Annotated in this window: 17 protein-coding genes; 10 read left to right on the top strand and 7 right to left on the bottom strand. The window is 73.2% G+C overall.

The window, feature by feature from the left end; translation table 11 throughout:
* The first annotated feature begins 10 nt into the window (after positions 1–10).
* From CHC11_RS02435 to CHC11_RS02425, 3 genes are all read left to right on the top strand, one after another.
* Positions 11–922 (top strand): VOC family protein, encoded by a 912-nt coding sequence (locus CHC11_RS02435; RefSeq protein ID WP_089309892.1) that lies wholly within the window; start codon positions 11–13, stop codon positions 920–922.
* Between the two features lie 5 nt (positions 923–927).
* A complete protein-coding gene (locus CHC11_RS02430; protein ID WP_089309891.1) occupies positions 928–2,415 on the top strand; it encodes an FAD-dependent oxidoreductase in 1,488 nt (495 codons plus the stop codon).
* Positions 2,416–2,566: 151 nt separating this feature from the next.
* On the top strand, positions 2,567–4,183 hold the full coding sequence (locus tag CHC11_RS02425) for an AMP-binding protein (protein WP_089309890.1): 1,617 nt from the start codon (positions 2,567–2,569) through the stop codon (positions 4,181–4,183).
* A 107-nt stretch (positions 4,184–4,290) separates the two neighbouring features.
* Here the strand turns inward: CHC11_RS02425 and CHC11_RS02420 are convergent, their stop codons facing one another.
* From CHC11_RS02420 to CHC11_RS02405, 5 genes are read right to left on the bottom strand one after another with little or no spacing between them, the layout of a single operon-like run.
* On the bottom strand, positions 4,291–5,079 hold the full coding sequence (locus tag CHC11_RS02420) for an SDR family NAD(P)-dependent oxidoreductase (protein ID WP_089309889.1): 789 nt from the start codon (positions 5,077–5,079) through the stop codon (positions 4,291–4,293).
* Positions 5,080–5,101: 22 nt separating this feature from the next.
* A complete protein-coding gene (locus tag CHC11_RS41945) occupies positions 5,102–5,335 on the bottom strand; it encodes an SDR family NAD(P)-dependent oxidoreductase (protein WP_218825905.1) in 234 nt (77 codons plus the stop codon).
* Complete coding sequence (locus CHC11_RS43250; protein WP_281258277.1) at positions 5,311–5,430, bottom strand: hypothetical protein; 120 nt, start codon at positions 5,428–5,430, stop codon at positions 5,311–5,313. The genes CHC11_RS41945 and CHC11_RS43250 overlap by 25 nt, the downstream gene beginning before the upstream one ends.
* A gap of 32 nt (positions 5,431–5,462) precedes the next feature.
* A complete protein-coding gene (locus tag CHC11_RS41030; RefSeq protein ID WP_089309888.1) occupies positions 5,463–5,699 on the bottom strand; it encodes a ferredoxin in 237 nt (78 codons plus the stop codon).
* Positions 5,696–6,853: a 3-ketosteroid-9-alpha-monooxygenase, oxygenase component gene (locus CHC11_RS02405; RefSeq protein WP_089309887.1), complete on the bottom strand. Its 1,158-nt coding sequence runs from the start codon at positions 6,851–6,853 to the stop codon at positions 5,696–5,698. The genes CHC11_RS41030 and CHC11_RS02405 overlap by 4 nt, the downstream gene beginning before the upstream one ends.
* A 155-nt stretch (positions 6,854–7,008) precedes the next feature.
* Here CHC11_RS02405 and hsaA point away from each other — a divergent pair, with 155 nt between their 5' ends.
* On the top strand, positions 7,009–8,175 hold the full coding sequence (hsaA, locus tag CHC11_RS02400; RefSeq protein ID WP_089309886.1) for a 3-hydroxy-9,10-secoandrosta-1,3,5(10)-triene-9,17-dione monooxygenase oxygenase subunit: 1,167 nt from the start codon (positions 7,009–7,011) through the stop codon (positions 8,173–8,175).
* 154 nt (positions 8,176–8,329) lie between these two features.
* On the opposite strand, the gene CHC11_RS02395 is transcribed toward hsaA, so the two are convergent.
* Positions 8,330–9,871, bottom strand: a complete 1,542-nt coding sequence (locus tag CHC11_RS02395; RefSeq protein WP_089309885.1) for an FAD-dependent oxidoreductase — start codon at positions 9,869–9,871, stop codon at positions 8,330–8,332.
* 178 nt (positions 9,872–10,049) lie between these two features.
* On the opposite strand from CHC11_RS02395, the gene CHC11_RS02390 reads away from it, so the two are divergent.
* Genes CHC11_RS02390 through CHC11_RS02380 form a run of 3 tightly spaced genes read left to right on the top strand, consistent with a single transcriptional unit; the run spans position 10,050 to position 11,794 of the window.
* Entirely contained in the window at positions 10,050–10,700 is a 651-nt protein-coding gene (locus tag CHC11_RS02390; RefSeq protein WP_089309884.1) for a TetR/AcrR family transcriptional regulator, read from the top strand.
* Between the two features lie 48 nt (positions 10,701–10,748).
* The gene (locus CHC11_RS02385) at positions 10,749–11,006 is read left to right on the top strand and encodes an SDR family NAD(P)-dependent oxidoreductase (protein ID WP_089309883.1); all 258 of its coding nucleotides are present in this window, start codon (positions 10,749–10,751) and stop codon (positions 11,004–11,006) included.
* Between the two features lie 11 nt (positions 11,007–11,017).
* Positions 11,018–11,794, top strand: coding sequence for an SDR family oxidoreductase (locus CHC11_RS02380; protein WP_089309882.1), 777 nt, complete (start codon positions 11,018–11,020; stop codon positions 11,792–11,794).
* A 45-nt stretch (positions 11,795–11,839) separates the two neighbouring features.
* Here the strand turns inward: CHC11_RS02380 and CHC11_RS02375 are convergent, their stop codons facing one another.
* Positions 11,840–12,760 (bottom strand): 3-oxoacyl-ACP reductase, encoded by a 921-nt coding sequence (locus tag CHC11_RS02375; RefSeq protein ID WP_089309881.1) that lies wholly within the window; start codon positions 12,758–12,760, stop codon positions 11,840–11,842.
* A gap of 345 nt (positions 12,761–13,105) precedes the next feature.
* Between CHC11_RS02375 and CHC11_RS02370 the strand changes: the two genes are divergently transcribed.
* Genes CHC11_RS02370 through CHC11_RS02360 form a run of 3 tightly spaced genes read left to right on the top strand, consistent with a single transcriptional unit; the run spans position 13,106 to position 17,059 of the window.
* The gene (locus CHC11_RS02370) at positions 13,106–14,266 is read left to right on the top strand and encodes a steroid 3-ketoacyl-CoA thiolase (protein WP_089309880.1); all 1,161 of its coding nucleotides are present in this window, start codon (positions 13,106–13,108) and stop codon (positions 14,264–14,266) included.
* Between the two features lie 7 nt (positions 14,267–14,273).
* Positions 14,274–16,451: an acyl-CoA dehydrogenase family protein gene (locus CHC11_RS02365; RefSeq protein ID WP_089309879.1), complete on the top strand. Its 2,178-nt coding sequence runs from the start codon at positions 14,274–14,276 to the stop codon at positions 16,449–16,451.
* On the top strand, positions 16,448–17,059 hold the full coding sequence (locus tag CHC11_RS02360) for a PaaI family thioesterase (protein WP_089309878.1): 612 nt from the start codon (positions 16,448–16,450) through the stop codon (positions 17,057–17,059). The genes CHC11_RS02365 and CHC11_RS02360 overlap by 4 nt, the downstream gene beginning before the upstream one ends.
* Positions 17,060–17,282: the final 223 nt, after the last annotated feature.

Here is a 17,282-nt window from a genome sequence, read left to right as displayed (position 1 = left end):
ACCGAGGACAGTGACGCAGATCCGAGGGCTGGGATATCTGAAGGTCCAGACCCGGCACATCGACCGCTGGCGCGAGTTCGCCCTGGACGGGCTCGGTTTCGCCGAGGGGAGCGGACCGGACCCGGACGGCCTCTACCTGCGCATGGACGAGCGCCGGTCGCGCCTCCAGGTGCTGCCCGGCGACACCGACCGGGTGCTGGCCGTCGGCTGGGAGGTCCGCGACCAGTACGCGCTGGCCGCCGTCCGCGAGGCCGTGGAGAAGTCCGGGACGGCCGTGGCGAAGCTGACGTCCAAGGAGGCGGCGGAGCGCGACGCGGAGGAGGCCATCGCCTTCACCGACCCGGGCGGCACCCCCGTCGAGGTGTTCTGGGGGCCGCTCCTCGACCACAGCCCCCTGCGCACCGGCTTCGCGCAGAAGTTCGTCACCGGCCCCATGGGCATGGGCCACGTCGTGCTGCCCACGCCCAGGTTCGATGAGACCGTCGCGTTCTACGCCGAGGTCCTCGGCTTCCTGCCGCGCGGCGCGATGAAGGTCGGCGGCGGCGCCGCACGGGTCAGGTTCATGGGCGTCAACCAGCGCCACCACAGCCTCGCGATCTGCCCTGCGCCGTTCGACGGCGACCCGGGCCTCGTCCACCTCATGGTGGAGGTCGACACGCTCGACGCGGTCGGCATCGCGCTCGACGGCATCACGAAGAGGGGCTTCTCGATCTCCTCCACGCTGGGCCGCCACACCAACGACAAGATGGTGTCGTTCTACGTCCGCGCCCCCGGCGGCTGGGACGTCGAGTACGGCTGCGAGGGCATGCTCGTGGACGAGGCGTACTACACCGCCGAGGAGATCACCAAGGACAGCTACTGGGGCCACGACTGGTCCGGGTCCGAGCCGCTGGCCGCCTTCGTCCCGCAGCAGAAGGGCTGACGCCGATGGCGAAGCCCCCGGTGGAACCGGTCGGCGCCGCGGAGGTGGAGTTCGACCACGAGTGCGATGTGCTGGTGGTCGGCTTCGGCGCCGCCGGCGCCGCCGCGGCGTACGAGGCCGCCGCGGCGGGCGCGGACGTGCTCGTCCTGGAACGGTCGAGCGGCCCCGGCGGGACGTCCGCCCAGTCGGGCGGGGAGCTGTACCTCGGCGGCGGCACGCGGGTGCAGAAGGCGTGCGGCTTCGACGACACGCCCGACGACATGTTCGCCTTCCTCACGGCGGCGCTCGGCCCGCACGCCGACGCGGAGAAGCTGCGGCTGTACTGCGACGGGAGCGTGGAGCACTTCGAGTGGTTCCGCGCGCGCGGCGTCCCGTTCAGGGAGAGCCTGTTCGACGCGCCGGGCTGGATGCCGTACACCGAGGACGGCCTGATGTGGCTCGGTGAGAACGCCTGGCCGTACAACGAGATCGCCCGGCCCGCGCCGCGCGGGCACCGTCCGGAGACGCCGATGTTCGCCGGCGGCATCCTCATGGAGAAGCTGATCGCCGCCGCCGCCGAGGCGGGCGCCGTCGCCCACCAGGACACCTGTGCCACCAACCTCGTCGTGGACGGCGCCGGCCGCGTCGCCGGCGTCGTCGCGCGCAGGTTCGGCGACCGGATGGTCTACCGGGCGCGCAGGGGCGTCATCCTGACCTCCGGCGGGTTCGTCGACAACGAGGAGATGCTCGCCGACCACGCCCCGGTGCTGCTCGGGCACGACAAGGTCAGCGACGGCACCAGCGACGGGTCCGGCATCCGGATGGCGACCGCGCTCGGCGCCGCGACCCGCCGCATGGCGGCGGTGGAGATCGCGCTCACCGCCAACCCCGCCGTCGTCTGCCGGGGCATGCTCGTCGACGGCCTCGGCCGCCGGTTCATCAACGAGGACGTCTACCCGGGCCTGTTCAGCCACCGGGCCGTCCAGCACCAGCCCGGTCCCTACTGGGCGATCATCGACGAGGCCGGGCACGACGAGATCGCCGAGGCCGACATGTGGGGCGTCCGCCCCAAGCACGCGGCGGAGACGCTCGCGGAGCTGGAGGAGTCACTCGGCCTGCCGCCCGGTTCGCTGGAGGCGACCGTCGAGACCTACAACCGGTTCGCGGAGCGGGGCGAGGACCCCTACTTCCACAAGGACCCCAAGTGGCTGCGCCCCCTGAAGGGGCCGTTCGCGGCGATCGACCCGGCCGACGGGTTCTTCGGCGCCGGCAGGCACGGCGCCGGGACGGGCGCCGGCGGGTTCACCCTCGGCGGCCTCGACACCACCGTGGACGGCGAGGTCCGCAACAACTCCGGTGCGCCGATCCCCGGCCTGTACGCCGCCGGGCGCACCGCCTCCGGCATCCACGGCGAGGGCTACATCAGCGGGACGTCCCTCGGCGACGGCACGTTCTTCGGCCGCCGCGCCGGACGCGCCGCCGCCGCGTCCGAGAACCGGCAGGTCGGGGAATGAAGTACACCGTCCTGCTCCCCGTGGCGGCGGGCGTCACCGCCGGTCCCGCGTGGATCGGCGAGTACGCCCGGCACGCGGAGGTCTGCGGCTTCGAGTGGAACCGACCGCACCGCGCCCAGGGCGCGCCGGGACGAGAAGGGTCAGGGGTCGCATGCCGGACGAGAAGGCCGCGGTCGTACCCGACGACGAGAAGAGCGCTGTGCTGGGCGACGACCGTCCCGCCCGCGAGACCGCGTTCGCGGAGCTGATCGCCGCGCGCGGCGGCGACGACCGGACGGGCCTGTGCTTCGAGGACCGGTCCTGGACCTGGCGGGAGGTCGTCGCGGAGTCCCTGCGGCGGGCCTCGCTCGTCCGGGACCTGCCCGGCCACGTCGGCCTGTTCCTGGAGAACGGCCCCGAACACCTGTTCTGGCTGCTGGGCGCGGCCCTCGCCGGCGTCCCCGTCGTGGAGCTGAACCCGACCCGGCGGGGCGCCGAACTGGCCCGCGACATCACCCACACCGACTGCGCGCTGCTGGTCACCGAGACGTCCCGCGCGCCGCTGCTCGAAGGGCTCACGCAGGTCCCGTCCCTGGCGGTCGACACGCCCGCCCACGCCGAGCGCCTCGCCTCCGCCCGCCTGGCCGCCCCCGCCCCGGTGGACCCCGACACGATCTTCTCCCTGGTGTTCACGTCCGGGACGACGTCCGCGCCCAAGGCGGTGATCTGCACGCAGCGCAGGCTGGGCCGGATCGCCGTCCAGCAGCGCGACCGGCGCCGCCTCACCCGCGACGACGTGTTCTACGTGGTCATGCCGATGTTCCACTCCAACGCGCTGATGGCCGGGATCGCGCCCGCCGTCGCCGCCGGCGGCCGCATCGTCCTGCGCCGCAGGTTCTCGGCGTCCGGGTTCCTGCCGGACGTGCGCCGCCACGGCGTCACGTTCTTCAACTACGTCGGCAGGCCGCTCAGCTACATCCTGGCCGTCCCGGAGAAGCCGGACGACGCCGACAACACGCTCCGGATCGCGTTCGGCAACGAGGCGGCGCAGCGCGACATCGACGCGTTCGCCCGCCGTTTCGGCTGCACCGTCATCGACTCCTACGGGTCGAGCGAGGGCGAGATCCGCCTCAACCGCGTCCCGGGCACGCCGCCCGGCTCGCTGGGCGTCGCCGAGGCGGGCACCGTCGTGATGGACCCCGGGACCCTGCGGGAATGCCCGCGCGCCGAGTTCGACGCGAACGGGCTGCTCCTCAACGCCGACGAGGCGATCGGCGAGATCGTCGACACGATGGGCGCCGCCAAGTTCGAGGGCTACTACAACAACCCCGAGGCGACGGCGCGGCGGGTCCGCAACGGCTGGACCTGGTCGGGCGACCTCGCCTACCGCGACGCCGACGGCTACTGGTACTTCGCCGGCCGCGACGACGACTGGCTGCGCGTGGACGGCGAGAACTTCGCCGCCGCCCCCGTCGAACGCCTCCTGGCCCGCTTCGAGCCCTTCACCGACGTCGCCGTGTACGCCGTCCCGGACGACCGCGTGGGCGACCAGGTGATGGCGGCCGTCACCCTGGCCCCGGGCCGCGCCTTCGACCCGTCCGCCTTCACGGCCTTCCTGGCCGCGCAACCCGATCTGGGCACGAAGTGGACGCCCCGCTACGTCCGCGTCGTCACCGAACTACCCCGCACCCCCACCAACAAAGTCGTCAAACGGATCCTCCGCACCGAGGCGTGCGACACCACCGACCCCGTTCACGAGTACCGCGACGGCACCTACCGGCCCCGCTGATCCCGCGCCGCCGCGCTCACCAGCGGCGCCTGCCCCTCCGGCGGCAGGACTCCCCGCTGGTGCTTCCGCGAGCGCGGACGCCGCGTCCGGATCTTCTGAGCGGCGTGTCAGGACGGCTTCGGCAGCATGCGCCGCATCGCGGCGTGCGCCCCGGCGACGAGCTTCTCGCGGGGGAACCCGGCGCGTTCGCGGGCCATGTCGTAGTTCCCGCCCGCGACCCAGACCGGGCCGTCCCCCAGGTGTTCGAGGCCCTCGCGGGCGACGTCGTCGGGCTCGGCGACGTTCAGGCCCGGCATGTCCATGTCGAGGCCGGCGCGCTCCATCGCCGGGGTGCGGGTCACGCCGAGGACCAGTTCCAGGACGTCCACCCCGTGCTCGCGCATCTCCAGCCACAGCCCCTCGGCGAAGACGCGGCCGAACGCCTTCACCGCCGAGTAGATGCTGATCTGCGGCTGGCCCATGTAGCCGGCGAGGGAGCCGACCAGCAGGATGCCGCCGCGTCCCCGCTCCTTCATCAGCGCGCCGAAGTGGTGCGTCAGCGCGAGCTGGGCGGTGACGTTGAGGTCGATGACGCCCTGGAAGCGGTCCAGGTCGCCGGTGACGAACTCGTGGCCGTAGCTGTTGGCGCCCGCGTTGAAGACCAGCAGCCCGACGTCCAGGGCGTCGGTCACCTCGCGGATCGCCTTCAGCGGGTCCGGGGCGACCAGGTCCAGTCCGAGGGTGCGCACCTCGACGCCCTTCGCGCGGACGGCCTCGGCCGTCTCCGCCAGCGGCCCCGGCTTGCGCGCGATCAGCACGAGGTTCAGGCCGGCGTCGGCGAGGCGGTGCGCGAAGGCCGAGCCGACGCCCTCCGAGCCACCGGCGATCACGGCCCACGGGCCGTATCGGTCGATCATTGTTCTCCGTCCAGGTCCGGGTTCAGGCGACGCCGTTGACATGCGAGCCGCCGTCCGCGAACAAGGTGTTCCCTGTCAGGTAGCCGACGCCGGTCGGCGCCCACTCGCGGGCGGCCGTGCGGGTCAGCGTCCGGTGGGTCTCCTTGGCCGAGTTGTACTCCAGGGTCCCCATGTGGGCGTTGACGCCGTTCAGCGAGCCCATGTTGATGACGCGCCCCCACCCGCGGGCCTTCATGTGCGGGAACGCGGCCTGCATCGCCCACAGCGGGCCGTAGTGACCAGCACGCGGGCGCCCTCGGCGGCGAAGCGGCGGGCGACGCCGCGCCCGATCCCGTCGCCCGCGCCGGTCACGACCGCGACCCGCCCGGCCGGCCGTCCGCCCGTCACTCGACCACCGTGATGGCGCCGTTCAGCGCGGCCTCCTGGATGGCAGAGCGGAGCGCCGGGCAGGTCGCGTGCGGGTCGTCCAGACCCACGCACGCCTCCCTGGCCTCGGCGTTCCACTGGATGCTCGTCTGCTCCCAGCTCGACTTGCGCACCAGCACCTCGGCGGCGCAGCGGCGGCAGCGGACCGGCAGCAGCGGCCCCTCCAGGAGGCGCTCGTCCTGGCGGGTCGTCACGCCGACGCCCCCTCGGCCTCCCGGCGGGCCATGTTCGCGTCGACCTCCTTCTGCCAGGACTCCACCGGACGGGTCGTGTCGATCTCGTACTCGAACCGGTCGGTCATCTCCGGCGTGACGTCGGCGGCGTCCACGTAGAACTGCTGGTACCAGCGGCGCAGCTGGTAGACGGGCCCGTCCTCCTCGCAGAGCAGCGGGTTGTCGATGCGGGTCTTGTTCCGCCAGATCTCGATGTCCTGCTCGAAGCCCGCCAGGATGAAGTCCGACAGCTTCTGCGCGGTCGCCTCGGCGGCGTCGGCCGGCAGCGCCGCGCTGTGCTGGACGATGATGCCCGAGTGCAGCGAGAACGATTGCTCGTCGATCGGGTAGTGGCAGTTGATCAGGACGGAGTGCAGGTCGTACCCCTCGTAGTGGTACGTCAGCTCGTCGATCATGAACGCGGGGCCGTGGTAGGACGCCACGGAGGTGTTGCCGAGCATCCGCGGCCCGCCGCCCCCGCCCTCCCGGCGCGCGTCCTCCCGCGTCCGGCCCTTCATGATCTGCGTGGCCACCTGGCCCTCGAAGATGTTCTTGAAGTAGGTCGGGAACGACTTGTGGATGTAGAAGAAGTGCGCCATGTCCACGACGTTGTCGATGACCTCGCGCGCGTTGGTGTGGACGACCGTCTCCGTCCAGCGCCAGTCGGTCCAGTCGTCGCGGGTGGCGCCCTCGATCACCGGGATCGTGACGTCCGCCGGCGGCTTCCCGCCCTCCGGGTCGTTCCAGAGGAACAGCAGCCCGTCCTGCTCCATCGTCGGCCACGCGGCCGTCCGGGCCCGCAGCGGGACGCGGCGCGCGTAGGGGATCTGCTTGCAGCGGCCGTCGCCGCCCCAGCGCCAGTCGTGGAACGGGCACGCGATCGCGTTGCCCTTGACGGTGCCCTGGGACAGGTCGCCGCCCATGTGCCGGCAGTAGGCGTCCAGGACGTTCGTCGTGCCGTCCTCACCGGTGAAGACCACGAGCTTCTGCCCGAAGGCGTTGACCGTGTGGGGCTTGCCGTCCCGGAACTTCTCGGCCAGCCCGAGGCAGTGCCAGCCCCGGGCGAAACGGCGGGTGATCGCCTCCGCCTCGATGGCGCGGACGGCGTCCGACTCGGTTGCGGTCACGTGGATCATCCCTTCAGCGACGGATGGGTGATTCGAACGTTAGATCGCAGGTCACCGTCCCGACCGCCGAGTCCCATTGGGCGGGACGCCCGTCCCCGCGCCGGCACGGGACCATGGTCTCCTGCAATGGTCTCCTGCAAGGGCCGTACTAGGGAAGGAGCGGGATGAGCAACGAGGTCCTGGACGCCGTGCGGGGACTGCTGCCCGGCATCGCCGAGCGGGCCCGGTCCGTGGACGAGAAGGGACGCGTCCCCGCCGAGACGATCCGGGAGCTGACCGCCGCCGGGGTGTTCCGGATGCTCCAGCCCACCCGGTACGGCGGCGCCGAGGACGACCCGGTCGCCTTCTACGAGGTGATCCGCGCGGTCTCCGGCGCCTGCGGCTCGACCGGCTGGGTCGCCGCCGTCCTCGGCGTCCACTCCTGGCACCTCGGCCTGTTCGCCGACGAGGCGCAGCGCGAGGTGTGGGGCGCGGGGCCCGACACCCTCATCGCCTCCTCCTACGCCCCGATCGGCCGCCTCACCCCCGTCGACGGCGGCTACGAGGTGACGGGGCGCTGGTCGTTCTCCTCCGGCTGCGAGTTCGCCTCCTGGGCCCTGCTCGGCGCGCTCGTCGTCGGCGCCGAGGGCCGCCCGGTCGACTTCATGACCGTCCTCGTCCCCCGGCGCGACTACGAGATCGCCGAGGTCTGGGACTCGATGGGCCTGCGCGGCACCGCCAGCGACGACATCGTCGTGGAGAAGGCGTTCGTCCCGTCCCACCGCGCGATGCGCAACTTCGAGCAGGCCCAGCTCCGCAACCCCGGCCGCAAGGTCAACACGGGCCCGCTCTACCGCATGCCCTTCGGGACGATCTTCACCAGCACCGTCGCCGCCAGCGTGATCGGCATGGCGGCCGGCTGCCACGACCTGTACGTGACCCGCATGCGCGACAGGATCCGCCTCAGCCTCGGCGGCGGCCGCTTCGTCGAGGACCAGTTCGCCCAGGTGGCCGTCGCCCGCGCCGCCTCCGAGATCGACGCCGCGATCCTGCAGACCGACCGCAACGTCCGCGAGATCCACGAGTACGCCGTCCGCAACGAGAAGATCCCGATGGAGCTGCGCCTGCGCGCCCGCCGCGACCAGGTCCGCGGCACCGAGCGCGCCATCGAGGCCATCGACATCCTCTTCAAGACCGCCGGCGGCAACTCCCTGCACCGCGGCAACGTCATCGAACGCGCCTGGCGCGACGCCCACGCCGGCAGCGTCCACGTCGCCAACGACGTCGAACACGCCCTCTCCATGTACGGCCGAGGCGAATTCGGCCTCAAGGTGGAGGACAACCTGGTCTGACCCGGCGCCATGCCTCGGCGGAGTGCGCCCGGGTGGTGTCGGGCGTTGGCGCGGTCCGCGCGGTCCCAGGCGATCATGGCGCTGGCCCGCCGCCGCGTCGATGTGCGGTGGGCGATGCTGCGTGACAACCGGACGTTCACCCCCGCCCGGCCGGTCACGCAGGCGGCTTGCCTCGGTCATTGAGGTTCCTCCTGATGTCCTGGACGGCGCGGTAGGCGAAGGCCATGGCCGACCCGATCGGTACGCCGGGCCCCGGGTAGACGGGGCCCGTGAACGAGGCGCTGGTGTTGCCGGCGGCGTAGAGCCCGGGGAGGGGGCGTCCCGAGCCGTCCAGGACGCGGGCGTCGGCGTCGGTGCGCAGCCCGCCCTTCGTCCCGAGGTCGCTCAGGACGACCCGCGCCGCCAGGTAGGGCGGCCGGTCGACGGGCACGACGCACGGCCTGCCGCCGGAGAAGTACAGGTCGTAGGCGTCCTCGCCGCGGTGGAAGTCCTCGTCCGCGCCCCTGGCGGCGAAGCCGTTGAACCGCTCGACCGTGCCGGTGAGCGCGTCCGCCGGAAGCCCGGTCATCTCGGCCAGCTCGGGCAGCGTGCCCGCCTGGACCCAGGCGCCGGACGCGAGCTGCTCGTCCGTCCGCAGCGGCGGGACGGAGATCGCGGGTAGGCCGTCCGCCCGCGAGTCCCAGATCAGATGGAACGGTCCCTCGGCGGCGGCCATCCGGCGGCCCATCCGGTCGTAGGGGAGGGACTCGTTGGCGAAACGGCGGCCCGAGGCGTCCACGATCAGCCCGCCGCGGAACCCGAGGGTGAACGCGGGCCGGCCGTCCGGGGTGAGGAGTCCGGGGCAGAACCAGGCCTGGTCGAGCAGGCCGGTGGACGCGCCGATCCGGACGGCGGCCTCGATCGCGTCGCCGGTGTTCGCGCCGTCCGGGGCCATCGTCCAGCCGGCGCCGCCCGGCACGCCGCGCTCGGCCCGCAGCGCGGTGGACGACTCGAACCCGCCCGCCGCCAGCAGGACGCCGCGCCGGGCCCGCAGCCGCACCGGGCCGTCGGCGGTCCTCGCCGCGACCCCGGTCACCCGGCCGTCCTCGACGATCAGGTCGGTCAGCGCGGTCCGCGTGCGGATCCCCCCGGCGCCGGTCGCGTTGATCGCCAGCAGCAGCCGCCCGATCAGCGCCCGGCCCTGCGCCAGCGGCTTGGACGCCGAATGCCCCCGCCCCGCCCTGTCCCGGTCGACCGGCGGACGGACGAGCGCCGCGAGCTCCCCGAGCTCCTCGGCCGGCAGCTCCAGCGGGACGAACGACCGCCCCATGTCCAGGCGCCCTGGCGCGTCGAAGTAGTCGGGGAACGCTTGGAAACGGAATTCGATCGCCGAGTCCTTCTCCAGGAAGTCCACCAGTTCGGGGGCCGTTTCCAGGAACGCTTCGCGGCGCTCCTCCTCGTCGTCGCCCAGCAGCGCCCGCAGGTAGGTCCGCGCGCCCTCGGTCGAGTCGCCGAGCCCGGCGCGCTCCTGGACCCGCGTCCCCGGGAGCCAGATCGCCGAGCCCGAGTACGCGGACGTCCCGCCGAGCAGGCCCGTCTTCTCCAGGACGGCGGTGCGCAGCCCGCCCGACGCGGCTGCCAGCGCGCCCGCCATCGCCCCGGCCCCGGAGCCGGCGACCACCACGTCGTACTCGTCGTCCCACCCGGCTCGTCCCATGTGACATCCCCTCCGACCTCGGGATCCGGCGCGGGCACACCGTAGGGCGCGCCCCGGGCGGGGAGGTGCGGCCCGTCCCACTGACCGGTACGGATGTTCGCGGGGACGGTCCGGAGCCCGGATATTGTTCCCTGTCAGGACGGGAAGGGTCAGGACGCGGAAGGACCGGGGGAGGACCGTGGCGAGGATCGCAGCGGGCAGGCTGTCCGCCGAGCCGAGCTCGCCGGAGCAGCACGACCGGCGCGAGCGCATCCTGCGCGCCGCGTCGCGCATCGGTGCCGAGAAGTCCCTCGAACGCGTCCAGATGCACGAGGTCGCGAAGGCCGCCGGGGTCGCGATCGGCACCCTGTACCGGTACTTCCCCTCCAAGGTCCACCTGTTCACCGCGGTCATGGCCAAGCAGGTCGACCGGCTCCGCGACCAGGTCACCGAGCCCGCGCCCGGCACGAGCCCGGAGAACGCGGTCGCCGACCTGCTGGTGCAGGCCAGCCGGCACCTCATGGCGCAGCCGGTCCTGTCGACGTCGATGCTGCACGCGTCCAACACCGCCCACGTCGCGACCGTCGCCGACACCGTCTACATCGACAGCACGTTCCGGGAGATCCTGCTGCGGGCGGTGGGGATCGAGGTGCCGACCGCGCAGGACGTCACCCTCGTCCGGCTGCTGATGCAGTGCTGGTACGGCGTGCTCCAGTCGAGCCTGAACGGCCGCGCGTCCATGGCGGACGTCGAGAGCGACATCCGCCTCGCGTGCGAACTGCTGCTCGCGCCCCGTTCGAACGCCCCGGGCAGCGGCGGCACGGCTTCCGCGCCGAACGCCTCCCAGTGATCGGGACCGTTCCGGCGGACGTCCCGCGCCCGCGGCTAGCGTGCCGCCATGAATCGCTTAGACGGCGTGAAAGTGCTGCTCACCGGGGCGGCGTCGGGCATCGGGCGGGCCACCGCGATCCGGCTGGCCGCCGAGGGCGCCGCGGTGTACGCCGTGGACGTCTCGGAGCAGGGCCTCGCGGAGACGGCCGCCGCGGCGGGCGGTCCCGGCGCCGTCGCCACCCGCGTGGCGGACGTGACCGCCTCGTCCGACGCCGCCTACCTCACCGGCGCCGACCTCCGCGTGGACCGCGGCGCCCACACCTGAGAGGGACCACCATGGCACGCACCATCGCCGTCAGCGGGACGGCGTCCGGCATCGGCAGGACGCTCGCCGGGCTGCTGCGCGAGCAGGGCGACACGGTCGTCGGGGTCGACCTGCGCGACGCCGACGTGTGCGCCGACCTCGGCGGCGCCGAGGGGCGGTCGCATGCGGTCGCGCAGGTGCTGGACCTGTGCGGCGGCACCCTGGACGCCGTCGTCGCCTGCGCCGGCGTCTCCGACTTCACCGAGCTGCCCGTCAAGGTCAACTACTTCGGCGTCGCCGCGCTGATGGAGGGCCTGCGCCCCGCGCTGGCCCGGGCGGAGGCGCCGCGCGCCGCCGTCGTCGGTTCGATCGCCGGCACGCACCCCGTGGACGAGGAGATCGTGCGGGCCTGCCTGGCCGGGGACGAGCCAGCCGCGCTGGACGCGGCGGCGAAGGCCGTCGCGGAGGGCGGGGGCCACAAGACGTACCCGTCGTCGAAGGCGGCGCTGGCCCGCTGGATGCGCCGTGCCTCCGTCACCCCCGAGTGGGCGGGCGAGGGCATCCCGCTCAACGCGGTCGCACCGGGCGTCGTCAGGACGCCGATGAGCGCGCCGCTGTTCGAGGACGAGGCGATGCTCAAGGTGATGAACGAGGCCGTCCGGATGCCGCTGAACGGCTACGCCGGCCCCGAGGTGATCGCGGAGGCCCTGCGCTGGCTGGTCTCGCCCGCCAACACCCACATGACCGGCCAGGTCGTCTACGTGGACGGCGGCGCCGAGGCGACCCTGCGCGGCCCGGACGTGTTCTGAGCAGGCGGCGGCCCCCGCCTCGCGGAGGGCGGCCGCCGCCGCGCTTCAGTGCCTGCTGGTGCCGGTGTCGTCGAGCGCGGCGACGCTGTAGGCGGCGTAGGTCCTGTGCGGCTCGCGTCCCTCGAAGTACGGGGTGACCTGCTCGCCGAGCTCCTCGACGGAGAAGACGCCGTCCGCGGCGGTGAACTTGTGCTCCACGGTCGGCGCCGCCATCAGCGCGACCATGTCGCCGTACACGACGAACACCTGCCCGCTGATCTTCTCCGCGGCCGGGGACGCGAGGTAGCCGACGAACGTCCCGACCCGCTCGGGCGCCATGGAGTCCAGCCCGCCGGGGGAGGTGCCCTCGGCGAACGTCGCCTCGGTCATCGCCGTCCGGGCGCGGGGGCAGATCGCGTTGGCGCGCACCCCGTACCGGCCGAGGCCCGAGGCGGTCGACAGCGTCAGCGCGACGATTCCGGCCTTGGCCGCCGAGTAGTTCGGCTGGCCCGCCGACCCGAACAGGAACGCCTCCGACGCGGTGTTGACCACCCGTCCGTAGACCGGGCCGCCCGCGGCCTTGCCGGCGGCGCGCCAGTGCACGGCGGCGGCCCGCGACACCGACGCGTGCCCCTTCAGGTGGACGCGGATCACGTCGTCCCAGTCCGGCTCCGACAGGTTGAACAGCATCTTGTCGCGCAGCACGCCCGCGTTGTTGACCAGGACGTCCAGCGAGCCGAACGTGTCGACGGCGGCCGACACCAGCGTGTCGCCCATCGACCAGTCGCCGACGTCCCCGGTCACCGCGACGGCCTGGCCGCCCGCCTGCTTGATCTCGGCGACGACCTCCTCGGCGGCCGGGCCCATGTCGTTGACGACGACGTTGGCGCCCCGCGCGGCCAGGGCGAGGGCCTCGCAGCGGCCCAGCCCCGCGCCCGCGCCGGTGACGATGGCGGTGCGGCCCGCCAGGGAGAGGTCAGCGTTCATCCGGAGCCTCCGGGGTCGGTGTTCGGAATCGTCCGCCGGGAGGCTAGTACGTATTCTAGTTCCGCCCCCGGAGACGTCCCGCTGAGCGGGCCCGCACCGGCCGTTCGATCGGCCCGGACCGCTGAGTGGGACACGCGCCCGCTCTGAATGAGAATGAATTCTAGTCTGGCGCCATGACGCTGATGTCCCCTTCACCCCGGTCGTCCGCTCTCCGAGCGGCAAGGCCGACCACCGCTGGGCCGAGCGCATCCTGACCAGCGAGCCCACGGCCCGACTTCCGCCCGGAGACGCCGCTGCGCTGGGCGGCGTACTGATCAGTTGTTCGTAGTGAAGAGAGTGTCCTCTATGCCCGAGGCCGTCATCGTCGATGCCGTCCGGACTCCGGTCGGCAAGCGGTACGGGGCCCTTTCGGGGCTCCACCCCGCGCAGCTGCTCGGGGCGGCGCAGCGCGGGCTGCTCGACCGCGCCGGTGTCGAGGCCGCGACGGTGGAGCAGGTCGTCGGCGGGTGCGTGACGCAGGCGGGCGAGCAGTCCAACAACGTGACCCGCAACGCCTGGCTGTACGCGGGCCTGCCCTACCGGACGGCGTGCACGACGATCGACTGCGCGTGCGGGTCGTCCCAGCAGGCCGTGCACATCGTCGCCGGGCTGATCGCCTCCGGGGCGGTCCGCACCGGGATCGGCTGCGGCGTCGAGGCGATGAGCCGGGTCTTCCTCGGCCAGGCGCTCACGCCGGAGACCGGCAGCCCGGCTCCGGACGGCTGGGAGCTGGACATGCCCGACCAGTTCACGGCGGCCGAGCGCATCGCCAAGAAGCGCGGCATCACCCGCGCGGACGCGGACGCGTTCGGGCTGGCGTCCCAGGTCAAGGCGAACGCGGCGTGGGCGCAGGACCGTTTCGCCGGCCAGATCCTGGAGATCGAGGCGCCGGTCATGACCAAGGAGGGCCCCACCGGGGAGACCGCCCTCGTCACCCGCGACCAGGGCTTGCGCGACACGACCGCCGAGGCGCTCGCCGGGCTGAAGCCGGTCCTCCCGGACGGCGTCCACACCGCGGGCAACTCCTCGCAGATCAGCGACGGCGCCGCGGCGGTCCTGCTGATGGCGGCGGACCGGGCCGCCGAGCTTGGGCTGCGTCCCCGCGCCCGGATCGTCGCGTCCGGGATGGTGGGCTCCGACCCGTACTACCACCTGGACGGGCCGATCGAGGCGACGCGGCACGTGCTGGACCGGGCCCGGATGAAGCTGTCCGACATCGACCTCGTGGAGATCAACGAGGCGTTCGCGTCGGTCGTGCTGTCCTGGGCCTCGGTCCACGGCGCGGACATGGACCGGGTCAACGTCAACGGCGGCGCCATCGCCCTCGGTCACGCGGTCGGCTCCACCGGAGCCCGCCTCATCACCCAGGCGGTGAACGAGTTGGAGCGGTCCGACAAGTCGACGGCGCTCGTCACGATGTGCGCGGGCGGCGCGCACTCCACGGCCACCATCATCGAACGGATCTGAGGAGCACATGACCATCGGGCTGACCGAGGAGCACCGCGACCTGCGCGACGCCGTGCGCGCGTTCACCTCCCGGCAGGTGACCCCCGCGGCCGTCCGCGCCGCCGTGGACGCCGACCGGGAGAAGGCACCCGCGTTCTGGGACGATCTCGCCGCGCAGGGCCTGCTCGGCCTGCATCTTCCCGCGGACGTCGGCGGCGCGGGCTACGGTCTGGTCGAACTGGCCGTCGTCCTGGAGGAGCTGGGGCGGGCCGTCGCTCCGGGGCCGTTCCTTCCGGCGGTGCTGGCGAGCGCCGTGCTGCACCGGGCGGGGCACACCGATCACCTGCCGTCCCTCGCCGACGGGAGCACGGTCGGTGCGGTGGGCCTGGACGCGGGGACGCTCACGATCTCCCGCACGGGCGGCGAGATCACGGTGACCGGAACGTCGGGCCCCGTCCTCGGCGCCCCGCTGGCCGACGTCCTCGTCCTCCCGGCGGAGGACGGCGACGCGGCGGCCTGGATCGTGCTGCCCCGGGACGCCGTGACGGTGGACGAACTGCCCAGCCATGACCTGACCCGGCGGCTGGCCCGGGTGGGGTTGGAGAACCGCACCGTCCCCGCCCGTTCAGTCCTGCATCTGGACTCGCAGGACGTGCGCGACCTCGCGGCGGTGCTGTTCGCCGCCGAGGCGTCCGGCCTGGCCGACCGGGCGACGACGACCGCCGCCGAGTACGCCAAGGTCCGCGAGCAGTTCGGCCGTCCCATCGGGCAGTTCCAGGGCGTCAAGCACCGCTGCGCCCGGATGCTCGCGCATGCCGAGCAGGCCCGCGCCTGCGCCTGGGACGCCGCCCGCGCCCACGACGAGGGCCGGCCGCGGGAGGCGTCGCTGGCGGCCGCCGTCGCCGGGGCCACCAGCGTCCAGGCCGCGTTCCAGACCGCGAAGGACTGCGTGCAGACCCTCGGCGGCATCGGCTTCACCTGGGAGCACGACGCGAGCCTCTACCTGCGCCGCGCCCAGACCCTCCGCGTCCTGCTCGGCTCCACCGCGTCCTGGCGCCGCCGCGTCGCCCGCCTCACCCTCGGCGGCGTCCGCCGCGAACTCCGCGTGGAACTCCCCACGGAGGCCGAGCAGATCCGCGCCGAGGTCCGCGCCGAGCTGGAGCCCGCGAAGGCCCTGGACGGCCGGGAGCGCCTCGCCTACCTCGCCGACCGCGGTTATACGTCCCCCCACCTGCCCGAGCCCTGGGGCAAGGGCGCCGACGCCGTCGCCCAGCTCGTCATCGCCGAGGAGATGCGCGCCGCCGGGCTGCGCGCCCACGACATGATCATCGGCAACTGGGTGGTGCCGACGCTGATCGCGCACGGCTCGCCCGCCCAGCACGAGCGGTTCCTGCCAGCCTCGCTGCGCGGCGACGTCCGCTGGTGCCAGCTGTTCTCCGAGCCAGGCGCGGGATCCGACCTCGCCGCCCTCAGCACCCGTGCGGACAAGGCCGAGGGCGGCTGGAAGATCACCGGCCAGAAGGTGTGGACGTCCATGGCCCGCGAGGCCGACTGGGGCATCCTGCTCGCGCGCACCGACCCGTCCGTCCCGAAGCACAAGGGCCTGTCGTACTTCCTGCTCGACATGAGGTCGCCCGGCATCGACATCCGGCCCCTGCGCGAGCTGACCGGCGACACCCTGTTCAACGAGGTGTTCCTCGACGGTGTGTTCATCCCGGACGACCTCCTCGTCTCCGCCCCCGGCGACGGCTGGAGGCTCGCCCGCACGACCCTCGCCAACGAACGCGTCTCGCTCTCGAACGACTCGTCCCTGGGCAGCGGCGGCGAGGCCCTCCTCAAGCTGGCGACGGACGCGGACGACGAGCGCCTGACCAACCTCGGCGGCATCCTCTGCGACGCGCAGTCGAGCAGCCTCTTCGGCCTGCGCACCACCCTGCGTTCCCTCGCCGGAGGCCAGCCCGGCGCCGAGTCCAGCATCGGCAAGCTGATCGGCGTCGAGCACATCCAGCAGGTGTGGGAGACGGCCGTGGACTGGATCGGCCCGGAGGCCCTCTCCGGCGAGGGCGAAGGCGGGATGGACGACCCGACCTGGATGTTCCTGAACTCCCGCAACATGTCGATCGCGGGCGGCACCACCGACGTCCAGCTGAACATCATCGGTGAGCGCCTGCTCGGCCTGCCGCGCGACCCCCGGGCGGCGTCGTGACCCTCGACCTCCAGGCCGGGTCGCAGGCGACCGGCGTGGACGCGGCGGCCGCGGCGGCCCGCCGCGTCCTCGACGCGCTGGTCCGCTCCGGTGACCTCTCGGGTGCCGACATGTCCGACGTGGCCGACCGCCTGAACGCCGTGGCCGACGACCTGGAGGAGGCGGCCCCGCCGCTGCGCGACCGCCTGGTCGACATGTGGCGCGGCGACGGCAACACCCGCCACGACCCCGTCACCGGCCCCGAGAACCCGATCGCCCCGCCGCTCGAATACACCGCCGCGGACTCCCGCACCATCGAGGCCACCGCGACGCTGGGCCTGCCGTACCAGGGGCCGCCGTCCAGCGTCCACGGCGGGATCTCTGCCCTCCTCCTGGACCACACCCTCGGCGTGGCGAACGGATGGGCGGGCAAGTCGGGCATGACGGCGGAACTCACCCTGCGCTACCGCCGCCTGACCCCCCTCTTCGAGCCACTCACGATCAGGGCCCGCCAGGTCTCCGTGGACGGCCGCAGGATCCGCACGGTTGGAGCGATCCAGGCGGGCGGCGAGGACTGCGTGACGGCCGAGGGCCTCTTCATCGCCAAACACCCACCCCGCCCCCGCTGACCTGCACCTCTGGAGATGCGTGTTGGCTGCGGGGCCACCAGGGGAACATGCGGTGCTTGAGGAGCAGGTCGACCGGCTCGGCCGCCGCCTCGACGTCTCGGCCAGGAATTGGCCGAGGCTCGGCCGCGTGCGGGAGGGTGGGAAAGTCAGAACGTGACGGAGGCGCGGTTGTTTCTGGGGTCGGCTGGGCTGGGGGCGTTGCCCGGGTGGCTGGGGGCGCTGC

The organism is Actinomadura mexicana (assembly GCF_900188105.1).
Classification (GTDB): Bacteria; Actinomycetota; Actinomycetes; order Streptosporangiales; family Streptosporangiaceae; genus Spirillospora; species Spirillospora mexicana.
This window is presented reverse-complemented; position numbering and strand designations above follow the sequence as displayed.